General features: G+C 58.2%; 24 protein-coding genes and 1 pseudogene. 15 read left to right on the top strand and 10 right to left on the bottom strand.

The annotated features are described in order from the left end of the window. The first annotated feature begins 251 nt into the window (after positions 1-251). The 3 genes from FHT76_RS09090 to FHT76_RS09080 all read left to right on the top strand — a co-directional run bounded on the left by FHT76_RS09090 (position 252) and on the right by FHT76_RS09080 (position 2,751). Positions 252-722, top strand: coding sequence for a hypothetical protein (locus FHT76_RS09090; protein ID WP_259185512.1), 471 nt, complete (start codon positions 252-254; stop codon positions 720-722). A gap of 192 nt (positions 723-914) precedes the next feature. Then, positions 915-1,574, top strand: coding sequence for a hypothetical protein (locus FHT76_RS09085; protein WP_259185511.1), 660 nt, complete (start codon positions 915-917; stop codon positions 1,572-1,574). 166 nt (positions 1,575-1,740) lie between these two features. Then, positions 1,741-2,751, top strand: coding sequence for a hypothetical protein (locus FHT76_RS09080; protein WP_259185510.1), 1,011 nt, complete (start codon positions 1,741-1,743; stop codon positions 2,749-2,751). 615 nt (positions 2,752-3,366) lie between these two features. Here FHT76_RS09080 and FHT76_RS09075 read toward each other — a convergent pair. Together FHT76_RS09075 and FHT76_RS09070 are read right to left on the bottom strand one after the other, a co-directional pair. After that, positions 3,367-4,584 carry a hypothetical protein gene (locus tag FHT76_RS09075; RefSeq protein ID WP_259185509.1) on the bottom strand — a complete coding sequence of 406 codons (1,218 nt, stop codon included), beginning with the start codon at positions 4,582-4,584 and terminating at the stop codon, positions 3,367-3,369. Positions 4,585-4,695: 111 nt separating this feature from the next. Beyond that, positions 4,696-4,944 carry a hypothetical protein gene (locus tag FHT76_RS09070; RefSeq protein WP_259185508.1) on the bottom strand — a complete coding sequence of 83 codons (249 nt, stop codon included), beginning with the start codon at positions 4,942-4,944 and terminating at the stop codon, positions 4,696-4,698. Positions 4,945-5,056: 112 nt separating this feature from the next. Between FHT76_RS09070 and FHT76_RS09065 the strand changes: the two genes are divergently transcribed. After that, entirely contained in the window at positions 5,057-5,539 is a 483-nt protein-coding gene (locus tag FHT76_RS09065) for a hypothetical protein (RefSeq protein ID WP_259185507.1), read from the top strand. Here the strand turns inward: FHT76_RS09065 and FHT76_RS09060 are convergent, their stop codons facing one another. From FHT76_RS09060 to FHT76_RS09045, 4 genes are all read right to left on the bottom strand, one after another. Then, the gene (locus FHT76_RS09060; protein WP_259185506.1) at positions 5,540-6,736 is read right to left on the bottom strand and encodes a hypothetical protein; all 1,197 of its coding nucleotides are present in this window, start codon (positions 6,734-6,736) and stop codon (positions 5,540-5,542) included. 84 nt (positions 6,737-6,820) lie between these two features. Then, entirely contained in the window at positions 6,821-7,000 is a 180-nt protein-coding gene (locus FHT76_RS09055) for a hypothetical protein (protein WP_259185505.1), read from the bottom strand. A gap of 8 nt (positions 7,001-7,008) precedes the next feature. Continuing rightward, positions 7,009-7,191 (bottom strand): hypothetical protein, encoded by a 183-nt coding sequence (locus tag FHT76_RS09050; protein ID WP_259185504.1) that lies wholly within the window; start codon positions 7,189-7,191, stop codon positions 7,009-7,011. Between the two features lie 141 nt (positions 7,192-7,332). Beyond that, positions 7,333-8,847, bottom strand: a complete 1,515-nt coding sequence (locus FHT76_RS09045) for a methionine--tRNA ligase (RefSeq protein WP_259185503.1) — start codon at positions 8,845-8,847, stop codon at positions 7,333-7,335. Positions 8,848-9,132: 285 nt separating this feature from the next. On the opposite strand from FHT76_RS09045, the gene FHT76_RS09040 reads away from it, so the two are divergent. Continuing rightward, positions 9,133-9,534, top strand: coding sequence for a GNAT family N-acetyltransferase (locus FHT76_RS09040; protein WP_259185502.1), 402 nt, complete (start codon positions 9,133-9,135; stop codon positions 9,532-9,534). Positions 9,535-9,599: 65 nt separating this feature from the next. Here FHT76_RS09040 and FHT76_RS09035 read toward each other — a convergent pair whose 3' ends face one another. Beyond that, a complete protein-coding gene (locus tag FHT76_RS09035; protein ID WP_259185501.1) occupies positions 9,600-10,079 on the bottom strand; it encodes a hypothetical protein in 480 nt (159 codons plus the stop codon). Between the two features lie 253 nt (positions 10,080-10,332). Here FHT76_RS09035 and FHT76_RS09030 point away from each other — a divergent pair, with 253 nt between their 5' ends. Next, positions 10,333-12,078 carry a transposase gene (locus FHT76_RS09030; RefSeq protein ID WP_259185500.1) on the top strand — a complete coding sequence of 582 codons (1,746 nt, stop codon included), beginning with the start codon at positions 10,333-10,335 and terminating at the stop codon, positions 12,076-12,078. Positions 12,079-12,095: 17 nt separating this feature from the next. On the opposite strand, the gene FHT76_RS09025 is transcribed toward FHT76_RS09030, so the two are convergent. The 3 genes from FHT76_RS09025 to FHT76_RS09015 all read right to left on the bottom strand — a co-directional run bounded on the left by FHT76_RS09025 (position 12,096) and on the right by FHT76_RS09015 (position 14,490). Next, positions 12,096-12,758 (bottom strand): hypothetical protein, encoded by a 663-nt coding sequence (locus FHT76_RS09025; protein WP_259185499.1) that lies wholly within the window; start codon positions 12,756-12,758, stop codon positions 12,096-12,098. A gap of 12 nt (positions 12,759-12,770) precedes the next feature. Next, positions 12,771-12,986, bottom strand: a complete 216-nt coding sequence (locus FHT76_RS09020) for a hypothetical protein (RefSeq protein ID WP_259185498.1) — start codon at positions 12,984-12,986, stop codon at positions 12,771-12,773. A gap of 256 nt (positions 12,987-13,242) precedes the next feature. Beyond that, a complete protein-coding gene (locus FHT76_RS09015) occupies positions 13,243-14,490 on the bottom strand; it encodes a hypothetical protein (RefSeq protein ID WP_259185497.1) in 1,248 nt (415 codons plus the stop codon). 97 nt (positions 14,491-14,587) lie between these two features. On the opposite strand from FHT76_RS09015, the gene FHT76_RS09010 reads away from it, so the two are divergent. The 9 genes and pseudogenes from FHT76_RS09010 (at position 14,588) to FHT76_RS08970 (ending at position 21,766) form a co-directional block, all read left to right on the top strand. Further along, positions 14,588-15,037 carry a thiol-disulfide oxidoreductase DCC family protein gene (locus FHT76_RS09010; protein ID WP_259185496.1) on the top strand — a complete coding sequence of 150 codons (450 nt, stop codon included), beginning with the start codon at positions 14,588-14,590 and terminating at the stop codon, positions 15,035-15,037. Between the two features lie 74 nt (positions 15,038-15,111). Then, positions 15,112-15,273: a hypothetical protein gene (locus FHT76_RS09005; RefSeq protein ID WP_259185495.1), complete on the top strand. Its 162-nt coding sequence runs from the start codon at positions 15,112-15,114 to the stop codon at positions 15,271-15,273. Positions 15,274-15,276: 3 nt separating this feature from the next. Beyond that, positions 15,277-15,483 (top strand): Lar family restriction alleviation protein, encoded by a 207-nt coding sequence (locus FHT76_RS41390; protein WP_405049497.1) that lies wholly within the window; start codon positions 15,277-15,279, stop codon positions 15,481-15,483. Positions 15,484-15,670: 187 nt separating this feature from the next. Continuing rightward, positions 15,671-16,741, top strand: a complete 1,071-nt coding sequence (locus tag FHT76_RS08995) for a hypothetical protein (RefSeq protein ID WP_259185493.1) — start codon at positions 15,671-15,673, stop codon at positions 16,739-16,741. Beyond that, positions 16,696-17,580, top strand: a pseudogene (locus tag FHT76_RS08990) (ATP-grasp domain-containing protein). Before FHT76_RS08995 ends, FHT76_RS08990 begins: the two are co-directional and overlap by 46 nt. A 280-nt stretch (positions 17,581-17,860) precedes the next feature. Further along, positions 17,861-18,901, top strand: coding sequence for a helix-turn-helix transcriptional regulator (locus FHT76_RS08985; protein WP_259185492.1), 1,041 nt, complete (start codon positions 17,861-17,863; stop codon positions 18,899-18,901). A gap of 151 nt (positions 18,902-19,052) precedes the next feature. Beyond that, positions 19,053-19,220, top strand: a complete 168-nt coding sequence (locus tag FHT76_RS08980) for a hypothetical protein (RefSeq protein WP_259185491.1) — start codon at positions 19,053-19,055, stop codon at positions 19,218-19,220. 251 nt (positions 19,221-19,471) lie between these two features. Further along, positions 19,472-20,542, top strand: coding sequence for a hypothetical protein (locus tag FHT76_RS08975; RefSeq protein ID WP_259185490.1), 1,071 nt, complete (start codon positions 19,472-19,474; stop codon positions 20,540-20,542). A 72-nt stretch (positions 20,543-20,614) separates the two neighbouring features. After that, the gene (locus FHT76_RS08970) at positions 20,615-21,766 is read left to right on the top strand and encodes a hypothetical protein (RefSeq protein WP_259185489.1); all 1,152 of its coding nucleotides are present in this window, start codon (positions 20,615-20,617) and stop codon (positions 21,764-21,766) included. Positions 21,767-21,812: the final 46 nt, after the last annotated feature.

Below are 21,812 nucleotides of genomic sequence, written 5' to 3'. Positions count from 1 at the left end.
GGCCCCAGGGAAAGATATTCGTTCTTCCAGGACTGTCGTGCTTTTGGGTACGGTGATGATCAACACGACACACATACGGCCCGCTTCCTGATATCGAAGCCGGCATTGTGAAATAGGATCGAGATCGGCGCTTTTCTTTCGCGCGCGCCAACACGATCCTAGTAGGAACGAACGATGCGGGCCTACGCCCCTGGGTGACGCGAAAAGCAAAAACCCAGACGTCACGCATCACGGTGCAGAAAGACGGCTAGATGAGACTGAACATCACGGTGGGGTACGCCCTGATAGTCTCCGAGTGGGACTACCACGTTACGCGCTTCCGAACTAATCCGTCCGGAAATATCCGCTTCGACTCGGTCGACGACGATGGCGATTATTGGTCTTTCGAGCATTACCACTCGGAGTACGATGTCTACTATTGGCATGACGGTGTCGACTTGGTCTCCTCCGTACATGTGATCGCTTGCGGCCCTTCAATTGAGGACGTGGCTTCCATCGAACTGCCGCACCCGACTTTTCCATTCGCCGGCGGCCAATTGATGGGCGTTCCCGACGTGCTGTTGGCGGAGTTGGCGGAACTGGTGGAGCGACCCGACAAACATCCTGAGTTCGCTCGCAAGCGCGAGGTCCTCTGCAGCGGTCCAATCCTGTACAGGGCATTCGTTGCGACCAAGTCTGTATCGGCCGCCCAAGAATTGATGTTGTCCGCAATGGACAAGTAGATGCACGCCTCTAAGTCAACACCGTGTCGACGTCGACCTTCTCCTATCAAACGGTCCCCGTCCACCATGCTTCGTCGTTTGCAAAACTCTGCTCGATAGTGACCGTGTCCTTGGAGAAATTCGATGCTTTCGGTCCCTCACCCCATCCGCGTAAAGTCTCAACCTCATTTCAGGTTTGACCCCGCGGGTGACATGTCCGTTGAAGATTTTCGTCGGTGGTCGGGTCGCGCTGGAATGCTTCGGAAGATTGGCGACAACCTGGGACCCGCAGATATCCTGGATTGCTCTGATTTTGCTTTCCTCGCGCTGTCTGACACGCTCGATGAAGATGAATGGCTAGAGGCGTCATTTCCCTACAATCGTACCGTTTACATCGATTTTGGCTATCAGCAGCAGCTTCTTATCGATCCTGAACTCAATGTCGCGTTCGAAGGCGTATATGTGACGCCGCACTTTCACCTCAAGAAGCGTTTCACGCTCCACTTGGTCTGCGATGATCCACATTTCGGGTCGGGGATTTTTCCGAACTTCGACAGTTCACTTTGGCGCATGGGAAACGCCGTACAGGTGCCAGTTGGGCGCGGCTGGTCTGTCGACAATTGCCTAGACGACATTGAGAAGTGGCAGATCAATTGGGCTGACCCTGCCCTACTGAAAAACCATGACGCTATCCGGACCGCAGTGGAACTTACTGCTAAGGCGATAGTGTTGATCTCGACGCATGCTCCCTATGTCACAGTCGGCAGGTACGGGACAAGGGTGGAGAGCCGCGGTCCTGACCTTTCCTCCTTATTGAGCGACGAAGAGTTGAAGAAGCTTGGGTCGGCGCTTGCTAGCCGCAGCCGCTTTTAGTGTGATCGTGTGGGTAATGGAGCAGGATGGACTTTGGGGGAAGACCTTCGTACCCAACGCAGATAGTCGCCCACACAGCTCAACGTTTTCTTCCGGACGATCATTTGAAGCAATGATATAGGTTGCCATCGTTACAGTTTCCGTGTTCGACGAGTCGGTTATGTAGATGAAGCTAACATTCCCCTTCACCTTCGAGTGCGAAATCGTTCCGGGAGAGCATTGGACAGCGACCGTGCTTGATTTCGGTTACTCGGACGTACGCCGAATATCGCCAGCAGAAGTCACCCATGTCGCCAGCTGGCTTCCCAGTCACGTATGGATGGACCCGCGTCCTTTTCAGCTCGTTTGGCATGACGGGCGTCTGTATGTTTCCTGTAAATCATCGGGAGGCCTCGAGCTTGCATCGGTTGACGAATTCCCGACAGATTCAGACCTGAGCTTCGGTATGGGTCTTTTCAGCGAGTTGTACTACGGGCTCAAAATATTGACTTGGCGGGCTGACGCGGTAGACAGGCATTTTAAAGACCCGCGTCGATGGCAGAGATCGAAACCAGGCTCTGTTCGATCTGTCGGCGACCGACACGCAGCCGTGGGTCAATTGGGGCTTGCAGTCGCCGACATCTTGGTTGTCGATGAGCTTGTCTATCGAGCGGTGGAGAACGTCCATCTGCACTTGGTGGAGGGGCCGATGTCCGTGGAAGGGCCAACACATGAAATTGACATCGGCTACGCGACGACTGGAGCCAGACTGGCAACCTTGAGCCTCAGTAGCTCGTTTGAGGTGCAACGGAGTACAGCGCTCAGATTTACGCTGACGGACTGGTCTCTCGCGAAGACCGCGCCGCTTTCGAACGTTCACTCCTTGGTGCGAAATTTGGAGGTCCACAGGCCCGATTTGATCCCATTCAGCGGACGAGATGACTTCTCGGCTCGGCTCTCGGACCGATGGGTTCGATCGACGGAAAAGTCTGTCGGCTCCATGTCCTCGATTCAAATTGAGGCCTGGCTGGATGTCAGAGATGCGGTGGATCGCTATTTCGCTATTCCCGAAAACGGCTACGATCTGGTCGATCGAGTACGAGGGCTGCCAAGAGATTGGCTATCCCATGTTGCCAGTGAGAAGTTTGCGGCGGAACTGGAATTTCTTGCTATCTACGAGCAAAACACACGCCCGTAGCACTTTCGTGCGCTCCGTGGCGGCGATGGTCACAAGGTCATCCTCTCCGGCTGTCGCCTTTGTCTCTAACCGCTAGTTAAGGCCGCGCAAAAATTGCCGGACATCGTGAGGTTGGTGTGCCTATCATCAGCTCTCATCGTGTCGACTAAAGCCCCTTCTGATCAAGGGCGAGTAAAGTCACCGAGATCGAATACTTGCAGAAAAAGGGGGCGAGAATGGAAATCAAGGATAGGGTCGAAAATGGAATCGCGGCGTATTTGGCCGGCTTCGAGAGATCACCGTTTGTAAAGAAGTCTAGCGGACTCGTGAGTGTCGAAGGCAAGTCCAAGCTTATCGGGTCCTGGAGGCCGGCCCGATAAGCTCCTTTTCGCGAATTTTGAGGTGCATCTGACAAATTAACTGGGGTTCGAACACGAAGTATTTGTACCCCGCTTCCGCGAGGACATTTTACAGCGACTTTTGGGACATCATAGGAAGACTTTCCTGTGGTTAAGTCGTTGTTTTCCCTGACTCAGTTGGGACATTTTGCGTTGTGTCCTACAATGGACCATCGGTTTGCAAGCCTGAAGGTCGCAGGTCCGAATCGTCAGGCCTACGGCCACGAAATCTCAATGGTCACGCGCAAGGAGTCGCCCCGGCGACCGGGGCGACGACGACAGGTGCCATGTCCTCGCGCACGCCGAAGGATTCCATCTGCTCCGTGATGCCGAAGGCAGGTTTCCCGAACTGACTGTCTGTCAAATGAAGAACGTGATCGAGGAGGTCTTCGAAGGGTGCTGCGAGATGGTCCGTGCCATTGCGCTCGGACTGCCACCTGAGGATTGCCACACGCAGAGCTTCCAATTGCGCGAGCATCCTATGCGTGTCGACTTGCTGCCCGTAATAGACCTCGACGCCGTCGTCGCGCTTGACGGAATTCTTCAGCATCCGTCCTGCGTGGTCATGGAGAATCCGAGCATGCCTGACGGTTTCCATCTCCAGATAGTCTATGCCGACGGCATCTGTATCATGGGTGACGATGTCGTACCGCGGGCTGTCATCCGATCCCCAGCCTGCGTCTACGCAGAACCTGCGTAGGTCCTGGAATTCCAGAGGCGAGAAGTTGTGCGCACCGATCATAAGCGCGTTCTTGCCTAGAATTTCGAACCCCGTCTTTGGATCGACAAGCGTACGGTCGACTTCCTTCGCGTAGAAACGGGCGTTTTCCACCGAGACAAGCACCCCGCTACCTGAGCCAAGCTGAGTACGGCTGACCTGATAGCATGGCTCGAACGTCCGCACATGGGGAATGCCGTCAACGAATGCGATATTGGCGAGCATCGCCGATATTCTTTCCCGCCACGTCGCGACCTCGGACTCCGTGTCCGGACCAAGCCACTGCCAGTTTTTGAGAATCGGTGCCTTCATTCCGGAGACGGCCAACGAGCTGAGGCCGGCTTGGGCCTCGCGTTTGAGAGGTTTGCGATCGGTGTTTTCGATGCCTCGGTAGGCGTCGATCGTCTTCACCCGTGTTACTTCGCTGTCCAGCATCGCCTCGATGCCCGCGAAATCGAGTTCCTTGCCGTTGTAGAGAGACTGGATCAACTGGGATTCCGGCCCGAAAGCGGCGTGAGGTTCGTCCCATCGCCAACGCTTGTAGTGGCGGCCGCCTACGGTCCTGATCCTGACGTTCTGGTCCTGCCACCGATCATGGACGTCGAATGTGCGCGGAGCTTCGGCGTCGCTGTACTCGACGATCTCGAACTCGGCGGCCACGCGCACCAGTTCGCGGCGAATATTGCCGTTTTCCCAGGTACCCGTGACCACGGCCGGATGATTGAAATTGAAGCGCATGAGATGTCTCCCCGTTGCCCAGACTATGGCCGCCCAGGGCGGCAAGGGTCAACAGTAAGACAGGCGTCATGCGGGTCTGCTAGGGTAGGCAAATTGGCGGTCGAGCGGGTATCAGACCTTGGGCTCTGCATCCTTGCAGAAGACCGTCTCGCCGTTGAAGTTGCAATCATAGGATTTTGCGGCGTGCACGAGTGTGCCGTCCCAGCACTTGAGCTTGGCGTCACCGCTGAGGGTACAGTCGCTCCTTTCGCCTTGCGCGACCGGAATAGACGTGTCCTGAACCGGGTTCAGTCCCATAGGAGCGGCGACCAGTGCGAGGGCTGCCAAGGCAACGACCGAGGAGTAATGTTTGTTCGACATGGGCATCTCCTTTGAATATGGGCATCGAATATCGGCGACGTCTTTCATTGTCAACACTTGCACGGACGAAGACTTCAGGATATGAGGTCTTTGATTAACGGAGACGAGACCCATGGATGTTCGTTCGCATACTCAAATCGAGGTGGAGCTCACGCGACTTGGAGAGAGGCTTGCCAGCACCCACGACGCCGAGGAACATCGCCGTCTGGTTTCGGACATTCACGCGAACCGAAAGCTACTCGGAGGAATTCTGCTCGAGCGCGACAAGAAACTGCGCCCGGAGGTCTACGGACTGGCCATGTCCCATGACGAGGCAGAAGACAGAGCCGTGGCCATGCCGTCCGTTCTCAAGCCGTTCGGCAAGCGCGTGACGGCGGAACTGGCGCGCCTCGCGGAGGAGCCTGTGAATATCGAGGCACTGGAAGCGGATATCGACGCCCTCGCCCGTCGTCTCGGTCGCACGAACGATGCAGGCGAACACGACCGGATCGTCAGAGAACTCGCCGCGAAGCGCAAGAAACTTGGCGGATTGTTGCTGGCCCGCGACAAACGCAGCAGGCCAGCCATGTATCGGAACCGAAGCGCACGGCGATGATCAATCAGCGACCAGTTCGTCGACAAGCTCGTTGGTGAGGTCGCCGAATTCCCATTCGCGGCGGACACCATGGCGTAGGGCTGCCTTTCTCATGATGCCGTAGTAGGAACGGAGCCACCGCTCGCTGGATTCCGCGTATTCCGGACCGATCAGATCGTTTGCGCGGTCGAACCAACGGAGCCGCATGTCGGGATCGAACAGTCGATGGGGGAGGATGTCGAGCAGTCTCGCGCCCGCATCCGCGAGAACGATGGCGTTTGAATCGCGGCGAACAAGTCCCAAATTGAGGAGCGCCAGCAGCATACGCTTGAACGTCTCCTCGTAATCGAGCGGTGGATATTTGCCAGTGCCGACGATGTAGTTGGCATGGATGAAGTCTCCAAGCGACACAGAAGAGATTTCGGCATCGATGAACTGCACGAGCGAAGCTGCCTCGTCGTCATCAGCCAAAGCGATGGCCTTGAGCAGGTTGAAAGGGGTACTGCCAGCGAGGTCGAGCAAAGGTGCGCTCCGATGCTCGGGAGATGTCGGAAGGTAGACCATGAATTCAGGTCCCGAACTTCCGCCCCATGTGACCCTTACTTCGCATTCTTCTCCTATGGCAGCTTCGAGAAGAGGCGCGAGATAGCGCTCGGAGTTGACCAGGATGGAATAGACAAACCGATATGTCGGCAGCGTTGGCGCTAGAAGTTCCTGACAGGAGGAGGCCCGGAAATGCTCTTCGCCAATCAGCCTGACGAGGAGAAGAGTGTTAGGGGCTATAGACTGGACCCGGGTCCCGATTTCGCCGCGTTTAGCGAGACGGAACTCTTCGGAAAGCCCGAGTCCATGTTCGTCGTAAATAAGGAACGGGGCGTTGACGATGTCCCTGCGACTGACATCCCATTGCAATACACAGTCGCCGACGAATGGCTCGAGTTCGACTTCGTCCTCACAGCTGCCGAAGAAGTCGGACTCTCTCGCCAACGTTTTAAAGAACGACGACTTGAAGGGCGCGTGGACGATCGTTCCGATATACCGCAGAGACTCGGGTATGCTGCCGCCACGAGGAGAAATGTTGACGGGAACACCCTCTTTGGCGGAAGGTCGGTGTTGCCGCGCCGGGCCAAACGCCGCATCCCACGCCGGACTTCTGTAATGCGACGACGGGAAGTCGATCGGCGAGTATTGGTGTGGTGGAATCTTGTTGCCTGGCATCTGGGTATCCGTACTGTTCCAAATACCATGGTGCCCTGGCCTCGGAGGCTGTCAACCGCCGAGGCCAGAAGTCGATCGTTGTCGTCAGCGCTTCTTTTTGAAGAAGCCGCGAACCTTAACCGCGCCGACGATCAGCGCGATGACGATGGCGATCCAAAAGAGCTTGTAGGCGGCAGACCAGACCATCCATGCGACGAACAGCACCAGCAGGGCCAGAATGACTTTGATGCCCTTGGACGAGAAGAGAGCGGAGAGGATTTTCATGGATGCTACTACGAGAAGAAATAGACCGCTACGGCGGCGATAATGACGATGGCGACGGCGGATGCGAAGAAGATGCGGCATCCGCGTCCGGTGCGGCTGTCGCTGGTCGCCGCGACAGCGCCGATTTCGACAACGGCTTCGGCGACGGTGCCGATTACTTCACCCGCAAGCTCTATGATTTCCTCGGACATCCATACCTCGACGTCTTGAATTAGACGTAGGGTGCCACATCGTGCCTGCGTGTCAACGATTTTTTTCGTGGAGTCATGATTTAACTTTGGAAGAGGTGGATACCGTGGCGCAGTCGCTGCATCCGTCCGGTGACCACGATGTCAGTCGGACTTTGCCGCGGCTGTTGCGATCTTCGGGAAGAGGATGACCTGTGTCGGGTCTCCCAGCCTCGCGCGCTCCACGACATCCAGAATGCGTGACGCCGTCGCTGGAAGAAGCGGTTGCAGGCAATCCGCGATTTCCGTGAACGCATCAAAGAGTTCGGACAGCGTCGCGTCGACGGCTTCGACCGCGCCCGGATTGCCCGTCTGCTTCAGCAACGTCCACGGGGCGGCTTGCACGATGAAGCGGTTCGCCTCCGATACGTAGGCGTAGATCGCCTCCGCGGCCTCGTGGATGGCGAAAGCCCCGATCGCCTGGTCGACCTTCAAACGCAGACGTTGTCCCTCATGCCAAAACGCGCTGCGCTCGCCGGGGCGTTCAGAGAACGGACCGCCGCGCTTGCGCAGGACCGCCAGCGTGCGGCTGACGAGATTGCCGAGCTGGTCGGCGAGTTCGCCGTCGTGAGCCGTCACCAGCCTTTCCTCGGAGAAATCGGCGTCCTCGGTCGACCTGACGTGGCGCAGCAGATACCAGCGGAGCGCATCAGTCCCATAGCGGTCGACGAGATCGAATGGATCGACGCCATTGCCTTGGGACTTGCCGATCTTGCGACCATCCACGGTGAGATATCCATGGACGAGGATGCTGGTCGGCGGCGCGAGACCCGCCGACTTGAGGATGGCCGGCCAGTAGACCGCATGGAAACGGGTGATGCCCTTACCGATCACGTGGGTACGCTCGGAGGCATCGGACCAGTTGCCGCCGAACAGATCGTCGTCGCTCCCGTATCCGGCTCCCGTGATGTAGTTGGCGAGCGCGTCGAACCAGACATAGACGACTTCGCCGTTGTCGCCGGGAACGGGAATGCCCCATCCTCTCGCCCGCTCGGCGCTGCGCGACACGCAGATGTCCTCGAGGCCGGACTTGATGAACGAGAGGACCTCGTTGCGGCGGCTGGCGGGAACGATACGGATTATGTCGGTCTCGATGCTCTCGCGCAGGTAGTCGCCGTAGCGCGACAGCCTGAAGAACCAGTTCTCCTCGCGGACGGTTTCAGGTGCGACCCCGTGTTCCGGGCAGCAACCGCCGACGAGTTCGCTCTCCGTGTAGTACTGTTCGCATCCGACGCAGTAGAGGCCCTCATAGGGCTTCTTGTAGAGGTCGCCTGCGGCGGAACAGGCCAGCCAGAGCTTTTCCACGGTGTTCTTGTGTCGATCATCGCTTCCCGTCGAAACGAACTCGTCGAAGGTGACGTCGAGCGAGGCCGCCAGTTGTCGGAACCGATCTGCGTTGGCAAGGACCAGGTCCTTGACGGGAACGCCGGCGACTTCGGCGGCGCGCACGTTCTTGAGGCTGTTGTCGTCGGTTCCTCCCTGAAAGAGGACATGCTTCCCGGCATGTCTCGCGTGACGCGCGACGGCATCGGCCAGCACCAGTTCAAGGGCGAAGCCTACGTGGGGACTGGAGTTGACGTACGGGATCGACGTGGAGAGGTAGAGGGTCTGTTGGGTCATGGCGGATTCCTTTCTCGGGGTTGCGGCCGAGGCGGAAGCCGATCAAAGAAAAACCGCCTCTCGGGCGGTCGGGGTGAAAAATGAACACACGACGACGCCCCGCTAGCTGCGCGGCATCATCATCACGAAAGTGGTTGCGTTCGTCTTTTTCATGCAGACAGAGATAGCATCAGAGGATGCGGCTGACAAGCCGACCTCCAAAAGAAGCAGATGGTTCATCCCTGGAGAATTGTGAAGTGCAATGGTGAGGGCTACGGTTCCCACACAACAACGGAGCTAAAATTCATGAAAACGGACGCGGAGAAGCTCATCGCGGGAATGGCGAAATTCATCGCTGAAGACCGCATTCCAGTTCGCCTGGAGCTCGAGGCAGACTCAGGTTTTGAGATAGCGATACGCAGGCTGGCAACCTATCCTAACTACCTCCGTGAAGGTTATGCTTCCGAAGTCATGGCGCACCTTGTCAAGATGGCTGATCGGCTCTCCGTCGTCGTTGAATTGGAAGCAATTCCTGAAGAACAGGATGACCCCGACGACGAGATAGACCTTCCAAACCTGGTGGCTTTCTATGAAAAATTTGGATTTTCGGGAACTATTGCGGAGGATGGTGAATCTGCTTGGATGTTCAGGCGACCGGGGATGGTCAACGACAAAGACATGAAGCAGAATCCAGCGCCAAAATTGTAGGTGGCAGGCGATTTCCCTGCCGTCGCCTGCGATAAGGAGTTCCGAACCGCAGGCGGGAATGTTGGCTATGCTTCGATCTCGTTGACCTTGGTCTTCATTTTGCTGAAGAAGCGCATGATCCAATCGTCGCAGGATTGCGCTACTCCTTCCCGGAAAAGTCCGTCCTCGCCAGTCCAGCGCAGCATGACATCCGGGTCTTCGCAGTCGGGATGCAACAGATCGAGGAAACGATAGCCCTTGTCGGTTAGGGAAATTGCCTTGGATTGTGGGTCGTAGCCCACGAGTCCCTTTTCGATGAAAACCAGTGGAACGCGGGGCAATTCGCTGGGTATCTCGACATGAGAATGCTTGCCCGTTCCTGACCAGACCGTTGGGGCGTCGTGGTCCAGCGAAAAAAATAGATTGCTGTCCCCTGCGGTGATATGGCGGAGTTCCTGGACAACCCGAGCGGTTGTTTCGATGGTGTCGAAGGTTATTCCACTGCGTCGCAGGTAGTTGCGAAGCTCAGCGAGGCGGACATCGTCTCCGTGACCGCATTCTATCACCAGAGTTTGGTTTCCACGTTCGTGCTTGAGTATGGCCGCCTCGTCAAACATCCTGGGGTACGAACCAATTTCATCATACCCCGCGAGGAAACCCGGTCGTTGACGGCCGGGAGGGAAGCGGCCTGGTCGGCTTGAACCGGAGGCCGCCGAGAACTATGTTGTGTACAGAGCAGCTTAGGGCGACGCATTGGCATACGGCAGGGGCAGAAACAAGGACCTCATGAAACGGATGGCCGACCTCGGATCGTTTCCGATGTCTACTGACCTTTCCGATCTGAGGTCCAAGATTGTCGCCACGTTGGACAAGATGGCGAATGCCATTTGGCCCGCCGACAACTTCGAACCCGTTCCGTCTGGAAAAGACCTAGACACCATTCTTTTGAAGGTCCAGTCGGAAGCGTCCAAGAACGGCCTCAACAACGTCTGGGCCGAAAAGGCAAGGTTGATCGCCAAGGCAGCCGTGGTCGAGCAATGGAAGCGTGGCCAGAATAATCTCTTCGGTCGTTTCAGGAATATCGCCACCGTCGGAGACGTCCCGATGGACGACGGCACGCAACGCCTCGTCAATCTGTCGGAAGAAATCTCGAGAACGCTGTCTATCGCCGATGCTGAAGCGCTTCAGCACATCGCCGCCACACTCGACTTTGCGGCGACGCTGAAGCTGTTCCGCGATCTCGCCGACGGCGACTGCGGATACTCAGCCCATCACGCAATTGCCTTGCGCTCCATGGCAGAGGCCGTGAAAGCCCGCTTTCAGCGACCGGTATGGAAGCACGACGCAGTTATCCAGCTCCATATCGACTATCGATGCCTGCGCGGGGGTAAGCAGGTGTTGGAGGCAACTCTCAATGACTTGGACACTGCGGTCAAGGCTGGATGCGTAAGTGCTTCCTCTTTACCACTGACCTCCGTAGCACCTCGTGGCCACGGAATTTCTGTGCCATTGCGCCTCTCGCGTTCGGTCGCCGCCAAGGTTGGCAACGATCAGGACCTGCGCGTCGCCGCCCTTGTCGTTGAGCTTGGTCCGCTCAAGGCTCAAGCAAAGATGGTCGTCACCCAGCTCCCGAAGGTTGGTTCAGCGGCGGGCCTAACCGCCGTCGTTGCCAAAGACTTCGGCTTCCGCAACACCTCAAGCATCGCCGTGGTGAGGAGTGCGACGCCGATCGGCGAGGAAGCGCTTTCCCGCATCTCTGGCCACAACGGCGGTGACGGGACGAAGCTGTCGAAGACAGCGGCTAAGAAGTTCCTAGAGAATCACGTTTCTGGAGACGAGGTCGAACTCCTCGAGCTGGTGCAGTTCGACGGCAAGGACTTCCTCGACCGCATCGCGGCGCAGGCGAAGAAAGTCGACGGGCTTCGGTCCGAGATCGACCGCCTATATAATCGCCTCAACCGCATCCGCATCGAGATCAACAAGGTTGCGGCAGCCGCATTGGGAACCTTGGTTCCAGAGGCGGCGGAGGTACAAGACAATCCGCGCTACATGGCGATGCATGGCCGCTTCTTCCGGCTGCTCGCCGCTGTCGGACGCCTGAAGGACGCGCGCCGCGCCGTCTACCGCGCGGTGGCTGGACTGAAGAAGTCGTGGTTTGGCCACGTGGCACAGCGCAAGGCCGATCTGGCGGAGAAATACGGTGCGGCGGTGGTCAGTGAGGACTTGGACATCGTTGCGGTCGAGACAGATGATCCCGCTTACAAGGGCAGGACGTTCAACAAGATGATCAACAACGGATCGAAGGGGCAGTACAACCTGCGATCCGAGAATACCCTGAAATGGAGAGGCATTGCCTCTTTGAAGGTGCCGAGCTTCTACACCAGCAGTACGGACTGGAGAACTGGAACCGTAGGCAAGGCCCAGCGGCGCGGGGAAGTGTTCAAGGCGGCCTGTGACGGTCGCAAGTGGGACGCCGACCTGCATGCCGCCGAGATGATCGGGCGCTACCTGTTCCTGAGACCGAAAGAAGGAAATCGAGCGGAAGCCCTCAAGGCTGTCGCTTAGTGACAAACAATTTCCCCCTACCGACGGCCGTGGCCATCGGTGGACGGCAAGCCCAGTCCTTCAGGGCCGGGAGGGGTCACGTCGTAGGGCGTCAGCAGCTTGAACCGACTGGCAGTGGCGGTAAGGGATGAGACGAATTCTGCGTGTTCCGTTGCATGAGACACGTCGAACGATCCTAGTGTCCTCAGTCGATAGAGCCACTGGAGAGCAAGAGGGTGCTTTGCTACCTCACCCCGATTAGACAACCAAACTCCAGAAAAATCGCCCAGACGGACGCCCTCGAATGCGGAGTAGTCTCCCGGGCGGGTTGGGCGATCTGCTCCGACTCCCCGGATTGCCTTCATCGCGATTGCCGTGAAATTCACCAGGTACGAATAACGGAAACGCAGTTCGGTGCGCATGGTGTCCTTGAAACGAGTGACCGGAGCAGGCGTGAACTGGCCATTGCCTTCGTCCATGAGGACGTTGCGATTGGCCTGTCCGAATTTTTCGAGGACGTATGACATTTCGTAGGCGCGGATGGCTCCCGCGCGGTCGTCGAGCTTGTCGGCGAAAACCATGACGTCGGCCCTCGCGAGAAGATCGGCCTGGGACACGGGGTCGCCGTCGATCTTGAGATCGGGAACGCTGTGGCCGCCGAAAGCGCCGAGCGAAATCCTGTAGAACGGGTCAGAGACCACCGGGAAATTGTGTCAGGGAATGCCGCGGGGGAACTCTTCCACAAGGAGCGGCTTCGGAAAGAAGCTCTCAACGGGATTTTCCAAGTGCTTGGATAGATCGTACCCGTCCAAGTCCTTGGGCGATGAGGAAGAGAAGACCAGGGCGACTTGCTTGCGCTTGGTCGGAGTGATGATTTCGGGGGCGAAAAACTGCGAAATGTCGAACGCCTTCAGGGCGCGACTGTGCATTGACCGGTCATATCCGTACTCCAAATTGTTGGGGAGAAAATTGGGAGGTGTAGTCAGGAACGGATAATCCCGCTTGAGATGATCGTCGCCCGGGAAAACGGGGTCGTCAATTATGCCGAAAAAGAAAACCCCGGCTCAAGGCCGGGGCGGTGCTGGCGGGAGTTTGCCACGAATCGCATGCCCGAGGGCAAGTTGGTATTCGCGGCCGTCCCTATAGGCCAGCCGAAGTCATTGTGGCCGCGCTATCGGTTCGCCGTCAAGGCGTAGGGTCGGCCTGGTTGGTGATGAGCGATATCGGTGCGTTCTCCAGGTTTTCGTAGCCGCGGGCGAGAAGGAGATCGCCGACTTGCTTGCGTTGCCCGTTGATCCGGAACTGGTACGACGGACGGCGGCATTTCTTCCAAAGCGTCGCCGTCATGTCGAACCAACCGGTGAGGTCCTCGTACTTTCCCGCGACGAAGTCCGCGCGCATCGCCAGTTCGAAGACCCGGGCCTGCTCCTCCCTCAGCGAGTCGGTCATGAACTTGGCGAGGAACTCGGGATCGGTGACCCTGATGGAGCGCTCCGTGGAGACCGTGAGGTGATGACACAAATTGCGGAGTTCGATCTCCTCGGGGCTGAAGTCAAAAAGCCCGCCGCCGTCTGCCTTGAACGGAACGAGCGCGTCGGACACATCGACGCCTCTGCCGTCGTCGATCGCGCGTGCGAGGTGTCCAGCGTATTGCAACGCCTCGTCATGACGGTCCAACGGAAAGCAGACTGTCTCCAGACATTGGGTCGGACCTTCGGGAAGGACCGCAAGATAGACGGAAGCGACCTGTTGCCGGTTCCCCGTGTAGTCGTACTGGACACAGATGGATGGCGGCAGGCTTTCTATCCACAACTCGCCGTCGACGATCAGTAGCTTGGATGCCTGATGCTCGTATTTTTCGACGAAGCCCGAGACCGCGTCGGCATCGACATCGGCCAGCTGGTCGAGGACGGCACCATAGAGGTGACCGTTGAGGCTCTCCGTGATCCCCCAGGCTTTCGCAGACCGGGCGTACGCCGTCGGCCAGGTGTTCTCTTTGCGATCCCTGCCCGTGCTGTCGCCCTGAAGCCGCCAGCCGATCTGTCTCTGGATCGCGTTTGCGACAGGATTTGTGTTCTCCTTGGAATCGAAAAGGGAGATGCCCTCGTTGAAGGGCAGTTGCGCGTCGTCCCAGTTCTTGGAGAACGCGTTGCGGGTCACGGCCTCGATGTGGGTTCGCGTCGCCAGGCGTCGATAGAGCCTTCCGTCACGCTCGAGCATTTGCCAGATTCGCGCGACGGAAGCCATACCCCGTTCCGCATCAAGGGTCTCGCGCGTTTCGAAGACGAGATTGGTCTCGCGCCTGGAAATCTCGGGGATGTCGACCTCGAACGGGTAGGAGACGACGATGTCGCGCAGCCCGCGCGCCCTTCGCGGCTTTGCCTGAAAGTGGATCGGGAACTTGAGGGTGGTCTGCGTCGGGCGGTCCTTCATTCTGTCCACGAACTCAAACACGGCGGTCGGCAACGGGCAAGCCGGCCGACGGCCGCGGATATGGCGTTCCGCGTCCGCGTGGGCTATGATTTCGCTTATGAAGCCATTCAGCTACAGGGCCGACCCGGCCGTTCCGAAGTTTCCAGACGACAAGCCGATCATCGTCTTCGACGGTGAATGTGTCTTCTGTTCGGGCTGGGTGAAGTTCGCGTTGAAGGCGGACACCCGCCGCCGTTACCGGTTCCTGACGGCGCAATCCGAGATCGGCGCTGCCCTCTATCGCCACTACGGTCTCGATGACCGAGACTACGAGACCAACATCCTCGTGCAGGACGGGGTCGCCTATTTCAGGTCCATCGGGTCGATCAAGATGGTGGCCGGGCTGGGTTTTCCGTGGTCGGTCGTGAAGGCGCTTTCGGTCATCCCGACTGGCGTAGCGGACTTTATCTACGAATTCGTCGCCCGAAACCGTTTCAGGATCGCGGGCCGTAAAACCTCATGTTACGTTCCCTCGGCCGAGGATCGCGCTCGGTTCCTTTCATCCTGATGTCTTGAATTGCTCGAAACGTTGACAGCGGGGAAAGCGAGGCATATGACGTCTTCAATTAGTGGAGTGCGCCGATGGGTTATGAAGACAGGAAGAAATTCGAAGCCTTATGCGTCAAGCTCGCACTGAGCGCGGAGCAAAAGGCAGAGCTCGAAGACTTTGTCGAACGTGCTTGCCAGAACGCGCAATCCTGCGGCGAGGGATATGACAACATCAGGTTCTTCAAGGAGGACTAGCCCGTGCCGACACCAGCTTTCAAATTCGCGGCCTGCCCTTTCTGCGGCAACGACGACAAGATCAGGATCGCCGACAACGCTGAGCCATCGTCGAAGACGTTCTGGGTGACATGCGACCACGAAGGTTGCGAGTGCGACGGGCCGTGGAGAAAGTCCGCCGAAGACGCCGTAAGCGCGTGGAATTGCCGCGGCGGGATCGGCGCGCCATGAACCACAACGGCGTCCTTGTTCCCATGTATGAAGTCCATTGCAGGACGTGCGAGGAGCCGTGTCTCGGTCTCGGAAAGACCAAGGACAAGGCAGTCGCGTCCCTCGAAGATTTGGGCTGGAAAAAAGTTGGAAGGTATTGGCATTGTGAGCCTTGCGCCGCCGCCGTCGGAAAACCAGAGAAAAGCTCATGAAAGCCTACCTGCCTTATGTCTACATGTTCGACTTCATTCCTCCGAAGAGGGTTCGGTCGGTCTATGGCTACGGAGCGGGAACCGTCGAGGTGGATGTCCCTGAAATCTCCCTTTCGGAGACGGGTCTCGCGGCCTCTCTCGAATACGTAGTTGATCGGCCGCAGCAGAAGATAGTTGTATTGCCGGCAGAATATCGCACCTGGAACGGAAGTCTGCTTTCACGAGTAGGAGATGAGTGCGTTCCGACGTTCAAGGCATCATGGTTGCCGACTGCACCCGACGGTCGGTCACGAATGCCATCCGCCAAGCCGCTTTACGGGTTCGTCATGGGCGAAGGCGAGTTGGTCGAACAGCGCCTTTTTGGTCATGAGAGAGTGGTGATCCATCGAGACCCTCCCAAAGGTAATATCATCTGGTCGCACGAGGATCGTGACCGGGAAATCGTGAAGCGCCTCGCGGGCGATCTCGTCAGCGTCGATGGAGAACTTTGGAGAAAGACGAGATACGCAGCGCTCTGTCTCGATATGCGGCATCGAGAGGGCCGGCCTTTATGGTCACACTTCGCTCAGGAGCCTTTCGGCTATCTGCCGTTCGCGCGAAACACGGTCGACCAACGCCAGGTGACTCAGGTCAGGAAGTTGTTCGACGTTTCGCAAGCCGACAGGCTGGTTCATCATGCGGGGTCGCTGGGAGTCGACAGGAATTTCAGGTCGCTGGTTGTCCATGACCACGATGCGCTGGCGTTCGACGGTGAGCGGGAATTCATCAAGGACAGCATGGACTTCACGGTTCTGACGACCGAAAACTCGGTCGGCGAAATGTCGGCATCCGCCATCGTGGCATGGAGCGCCGTTCGTTCGGCCGTCGAGCGCGTGTCCAAGACAGACGAGGACTTCACCGACGGGGAGATCGAGGCTTTCAGGCTGCTGGCAACCGAATACACGGGCGAAAAATCCGACCTCGTGCGCGAGAGCCTGGGGTGGTGCGAAGACTATTTGAACGACAAGTGGGGTCGGTACGGATCGCGCCGCGACGCGACACCGGGCGTCCCGAAGGCAGGAATGTAAGATGCAGTGGATTCTTTTCCGACACCCATAAGCTCGCCGAGGCGCTCGACAGGCTCGGAATCGCCTACACATGGCACAAGGTCGTTCCGTTCATCGGCAAGCTCGATCCGGACGCGGTCGTCGCCGACAAGCACGACGTGGTGATGTTCGGCTCCTACTCGCTCTGGCGGACGGCCGCGACCGAAGGTATTGGCCTGGCGTCTTCAAGATTCGCCCCTTCGTCGAGGAGGCGGCCTGGCATCCATATCTCCTCAACGGCGCAGACGCATGGTTCATGACGGTGCGAGACGTTCCGGCTCTGCTGGCGGGAGACGAGCGCGACTGGTTCATCCGTCCCGTCGAGGACAACAAGGAAGAACCCGGCAACGTCAAGTCGGCGGCGGAAATCGTCGCAATGACCGAGAAGGTTCTCAGGCTCAAGCCGCACGAAATCCCCAAGGGTTCGCTGCGCCATGACACCCCGTATCATGTTGACGAAGCCTGTCCGCATCCTGCGCGAGTGGCGTCTTTGGGTGGTCGACGGCAAGATCGCAACCTACTCGCTCTACAAGGAAGGTTCTCGCGTCGTTTACCGTCCCGAGATCGACGACGACGCCTTGGCGTTTGCGAAGCGGATGGTCGACATCAATCCCGGCTATTCGCGCGCCTACGTCATCGACGTCTGCCGCACCGAGGACGGATTGCGATTGCTGGAGACGAACTGCATCAACGCGGCCGGCTTCTACGCCGCCGACCTCACAAAGCTTGCCATCGCGATCGACGACATGCTTTTCGACCCGTCTGAAGTCGTGCTTCCGCCAGCGCCCGAGGACTTGTTTTCGGACGAAGCAGAGGAATGACCTTACGCAAGTGCGGACGAAGACGTTATGGTCGTCCGCACTTAGCAATTCGGGGTATACCGAAGTAATGTTTACCATCTGGGAAGATTTTGCACCACCTAATGGCGATCGAACCCCGCGTAGTCGTTGATAAATACACCTTTTTGACCTATTGCAGTTGAAAAAGGGCGGCATATAGTGCGCGACACGATATCGCATTTCTTGGGAATTGGGTGCGAGGCAACGGAATTCGGTGAGTTGGAATCTCGATAGCATTTGCCAATCGTTTTCAGACGGAGCTTTGGGCGCTCAGAGCTGGGGCAGCGCCCTCGATGCGTTGAGCGAAAGCATCGGAGCCGTCGGCGCTGCCATCGTCCCTCTCAAGGGCAGCATCCCTTCGATGCCATACGCTACCCGGTTCACCGAAGCCATCGAGACCTACCACAGAGACGGCTGGGACAAGAACGACGTCCGGTTTCGCGCCCTGCCCGCGGTCCATCGGAAGGGCTACGGGACCGATCTCGATGCCTTGTCCGAAGACGAGATCAAGCGCAGCCCGTACTACCAGGAATGGCTCCGGCCAAATGGACTCAAATGGTTTGCCGGCATCCACATCAAGGGGTTCGAGGAAGACTGGATTTTGTCCCTCCAGCGCACCGAAAAGCAGGGTGCGTTCACCGAGCGCGAAGGCGAGCTGCTGGTCAAGATGTCGAGGAACTTCGCTTCGACGGCCGTTCTTGCCAACGCCATCGGCTTCTCGAGGGCAGACGCGGCCATGGAAGGCTTCACGCTGAGCGGCAAGGCGATCGTCATGTTGAACAGGATGGGTGAAGTCGTGCGGACCAATCCCGCGGCCGAATCGCTGTTCGACCAAGACCTCTGCGTCCGCAACAACCGCCTGACCTCGTCAAGCCGCATGTCTGCCACGCAGCTCGACCATGCCATCCGCGATGCCTGCAATCCGTTGCAGCAGTCGTTCAACAAGCCCGTCCTCCTCGAACGCCCGAGCGGTCGGTCGGTCGTCGCCTTCGTCTCGCCAGCCAAGGGCATCATCGCCAAGGACATCATCGCGCCGTGCCAAGCCTACGTGGTTCTGGTTGACCCGTACAAGCGCGACGCTGTCCCTGCGCGGCTGCTTCGTGAGATATTCGGCCTGACCCCCACCGAGGCGGCCATCGCCGTGCGTCTTTCCCGTGGAGACAGCCTTCGCGACATATCGATGGCGACATGCATCTCCTACGAGACGGCCAGAACCCACCTGCGGACGATTTTCGCCAAGGTCGGGGTCGGAGACCAAACCGACCTCATCGCCGTGTTCCTTCAGCTCAACATCGGTTTCTGACGTCCTTCGCCGCCGGCTTGTCTTTCGGGTTTTCCCGGGGTCTATTTCCGCCGACAACCGCGAAGAGATTCGGATGAAATGCGACGTCCACAGCAAGGCGCTCGGCCGCCACGTATTCAGCATGCTCGGACCCAGTCTCGAGACCACCTAGATGCGCGCGCGAAACGAAGCCATGCTGTGCAGCATCGATCCAGAAGACATCGATGTACGCGATGCCGCCGATCCCGCGGTTTCTGCGGAACTCGACCGTTTCGGCGTCGAGTGGTTCGTTGACAGCGAGACAGTCAAGGCGGCTGCGCCACGCCGGATTCGAGGTTGACGATCGAGGGGTTCCGAGCCACCATTGATCTTGTCAGCAGGAGCAAGCGACCGGCCGAAAGGCCGGCTCCCGAAGATACCGTCTTTCTGACGGTCCCGGCGTTTGCCGGGTGGTGGTAGAGACCAGGAAGGGAAGGCTTCGGATGAGGCCTTCCCTTTACGCTTTTCAGACACGAGATTGCCGGCCTGCGTGGGCTGTGGCATGCGTTTTCCGGAAGTATAGTACGGCATCGACATACAGAGACCCCGCATATGCTTTTCCGCTATCCAGCGCTTGTGACAGGTATACCCCGTGGCTTCAAGAAACCGCGTCTCTGTGTTGTCGTGCGTGAAATCGACCTCGCGATCGGCGCGCTTGCCGCTCATGAGGCTCCGGTCGCCGCGATCTTGATATCGAAGAATTCGGCGTTCGGGCAGGACACCCTTATCGAGCTTCCCGTCCGCCACGTTGACGGCAGGTTCTACATCCCCGACCCAACAGAGCCGAAGGCTCTGCAGGGCATCCTGTCGGCACCGTTTGTAGATTGTCCGATAAGATCGGATTTTCTGAAGTTGATGAACCGCAAAGTTCCTACTTACAGCATGGAGAGGGAGGGCGTTTGGCCGCAAGGCGTCGGACTCTCCTTGAGCCTCGGGATGGACCGGTTCAGTACCGAGGAAGCCATCACGAAACTCAAGGAGGTCGTCCTGACGGACGAAGGGCAGGCCGAGGCTGACGTCGTGGATGCGATGGCGGAAGCCAGGCATGCCGACATCGTCGTGATCGACGGTCGCTTGTGGCGGCGGGTGCCGGAGCCGACCTACGTGGCAAGCCTTGGCGACTACCCGCTCCAGATCGCGATAACGGATGTGTTGGGTTTTGTCGGCGTGCCGATGGCCGCGGATGTCGTCTATCCGCTGACGGCGTTTGAGAAAGCGGTGGAAACAATGAACTCGTTCGGAAACCGGGTTTCCGACACGTCACCACGGGCGACGGTGTTCATGCCGGAGGTGTTCAGGGAGCAATTCGACGACGTCAACTACGCGAGATTCGCGCGGCAACTGGCAGCGATGCCGCGGTACGGAGTTGAAGGGCGGCACCTGACGCCGTTTCTGGAAGAGATTCAGGAGATCACTTCAGTGCGAGTGGACGAGATCGACCTCGACCTACTAGAGGGTGTTGTGGCGCGGGCGCTGGCAGAGGCAGACCGCATGCAAGGCGAAACGGGAACCCAGCTGACCTTCGGGATGGGGAAAGAGCTCATGGCCTTTCATCTTGATCGTTGGGAAAACCGAACGGTCGAAATCGCGCGCGTCGTCCATTCGCCGGGTATGGTTCGCTGATCAGCTTCAGGTTTGCGCATGGCATAGACCGCGCGTAGTCTCGGCACGGATAGAGATGGGATACACAATCAAATGTTGATGGAATTCAAGGTTCCGGTCATCGTCAACGCGAAGCCGAAGCGCGCCAAACAAGAAAAGATCGTCGTCGCGGCCGTCACCCGCGTGATCGACATCCCCGAGGTCAGGTCGATCGACGCACCGGTGGTCGTTTCAAGCTTCTTCCCCGGGGACGAGGACGACGACGGCTTTCCGATCCTGCGGGAATTCCGCGAACTGGACGGCCAACTCTACGTGGATTTCATCGACGACGCGCCGTTCGTTACGGCACCGCGCCTGCGGCTGTCGGATCGGTCGTTTCCGCCGTTCCAGGGTCTCGACCGCCACTTCAGGGAGGCGTTCCGGTCGATGCAGCCTTCGGCGATCAAGAACGCCGTATATCCGGCTGCCACTGCGGACGAGATCGCGAAGTCGAAGGTGAAGACGTTCGTCGATCTCGAAACATTGGGTTTGTCGGATATCGACACGACTATGCTGGATCGCTGCCTCGAGTTGTTCGAACGCGAGGCAGGCAAGTTGCTGATCGTCGATGGCAAAATGCACCTTCGGGAGCGCTCGCCTGTCATCGAAGTCGGCGTGCATATTTCGACGAACAAGAGCTACACAGAATTGAAACCGGTGCGGCGGATGGGCGACGGACCGGTTGTCCTATACAACGACGCAGACAGTTCAGGCGGGTTCACGACGCCGCTGGCGTTCTTCCAGATAGACCAGGCGGAAGAGGCGATCGCATTTGCACAATCTTTTGGAAATCCGATCAAGATGCAGGACCTCGGGGACATCACGCTCACGGAAGAGACAGCGGCGATCGCCTGCAACACGGCGTCGTTGACCGTCAACGCCGTCGCGGTCGATATGAACAATTCGATAAGCTGGATGGACACCGGCTTGAGCGGAAGGCAGCTCCTGAACCGTCTGTCGGTCAATGTCATGCATGCCTACCATCGTCTCGAGGCCATGCTGCCCGGCATCGACGACGAAAACGTTCCGGAAGAACTGGTCGACGTCGTCGAAGGCGTCCTGAGACTTCCGAGAGAGGAACGGGAGATGTTCGTCCCTCAAGAGCGGGTCGAGCCGATGATGTGGGCGGCGACGCAGCTGTGGCATGACCGGCCGGTGGACCTCTCGTTTGCGAAAAACACGTGGACGACACCTCGCCGCAAGTGATGTGGCCCGACGTCTTCATTTATTGACATCGCAAGGCAATGTGATA

It is taken from the genome of Rhizobium sp. BK176 (assembly GCF_024808055.1).
The sequence above is the reverse complement of the archived record's forward strand: the minus strand, read 5'-3'. Positions and strand labels throughout refer to the sequence as shown.

Coding starts and splice junctions, on each gene's coding strand:
- FHT76_RS09090 (WP_259185512.1), top strand. CDS start 252: ATGAGACTGAACATCACGGTGGGGTACGCCCTGATAGTCTCCGAGTGG.
- FHT76_RS09085 (WP_259185511.1), top strand. CDS start 915: ATGTCCGTTGAAGATTTTCGTCGGTGGTCGGGTCGCGCTGGAATGCTT.
- FHT76_RS09080 (WP_259185510.1), top strand. CDS start 1,741: ATGAAGCTAACATTCCCCTTCACCTTCGAGTGCGAAATCGTTCCGGGA.
- FHT76_RS09075 (WP_259185509.1), bottom strand. CDS start 4,584: ATGCGCTTCAATTTCAATCATCCGGCCGTGGTCACGGGTACCTGGGAA.
- FHT76_RS09070 (WP_259185508.1), bottom strand. CDS start 4,944: ATGTCGAACAAACATTACTCCTCGGTCGTTGCCTTGGCAGCCCTCGCA.
- FHT76_RS09065 (WP_259185507.1), top strand. CDS start 5,057: ATGGATGTTCGTTCGCATACTCAAATCGAGGTGGAGCTCACGCGACTT.
- FHT76_RS09060 (WP_259185506.1), bottom strand. CDS start 6,736: ATGCCAGGCAACAAGATTCCACCACACCAATACTCGCCGATCGACTTC.
- FHT76_RS09055 (WP_259185505.1), bottom strand. CDS start 7,000: ATGAAAATCCTCTCCGCTCTCTTCTCGTCCAAGGGCATCAAAGTCATT.
- FHT76_RS09050 (WP_259185504.1), bottom strand. CDS start 7,191: ATGTCCGAGGAAATCATAGAGCTTGCGGGTGAAGTAATCGGCACCGTC.
- FHT76_RS09045 (WP_259185503.1), bottom strand. CDS start 8,847: ATGACCCAACAGACCCTCTACCTCTCCACGTCGATCCCGTACGTCAAC.
- FHT76_RS09040 (WP_259185502.1), top strand. CDS start 9,133: ATGAAAACGGACGCGGAGAAGCTCATCGCGGGAATGGCGAAATTCATC.
- FHT76_RS09030 (WP_259185500.1), top strand. CDS start 10,333: ATGTCTACTGACCTTTCCGATCTGAGGTCCAAGATTGTCGCCACGTTG.
- FHT76_RS09020 (WP_259185498.1), bottom strand. CDS start 12,986: ATGCACAGTCGCGCCCTGAAGGCGTTCGACATTTCGCAGTTTTTCGCC.
- FHT76_RS09015 (WP_259185497.1), bottom strand. CDS start 14,490: ATGAAGGACCGCCCGACGCAGACCACCCTCAAGTTCCCGATCCACTTT.
- FHT76_RS09010 (WP_259185496.1), top strand. CDS start 14,588: ATGAAGCCATTCAGCTACAGGGCCGACCCGGCCGTTCCGAAGTTTCCA.
- FHT76_RS09005 (WP_259185495.1), top strand. CDS start 15,112: ATGGGTTATGAAGACAGGAAGAAATTCGAAGCCTTATGCGTCAAGCTC.
- FHT76_RS08995 (WP_259185493.1), top strand. CDS start 15,671: ATGAAAGCCTACCTGCCTTATGTCTACATGTTCGACTTCATTCCTCCG.
- FHT76_RS08980 (WP_259185491.1), top strand. CDS start 19,053: ATGCGCGCGCGAAACGAAGCCATGCTGTGCAGCATCGATCCAGAAGAC.
- FHT76_RS08975 (WP_259185490.1), top strand. CDS start 19,472: ATGCTTTTCCGCTATCCAGCGCTTGTGACAGGTATACCCCGTGGCTTC.
- FHT76_RS08970 (WP_259185489.1), top strand. CDS start 20,615: ATGTTGATGGAATTCAAGGTTCCGGTCATCGTCAACGCGAAGCCGAAG.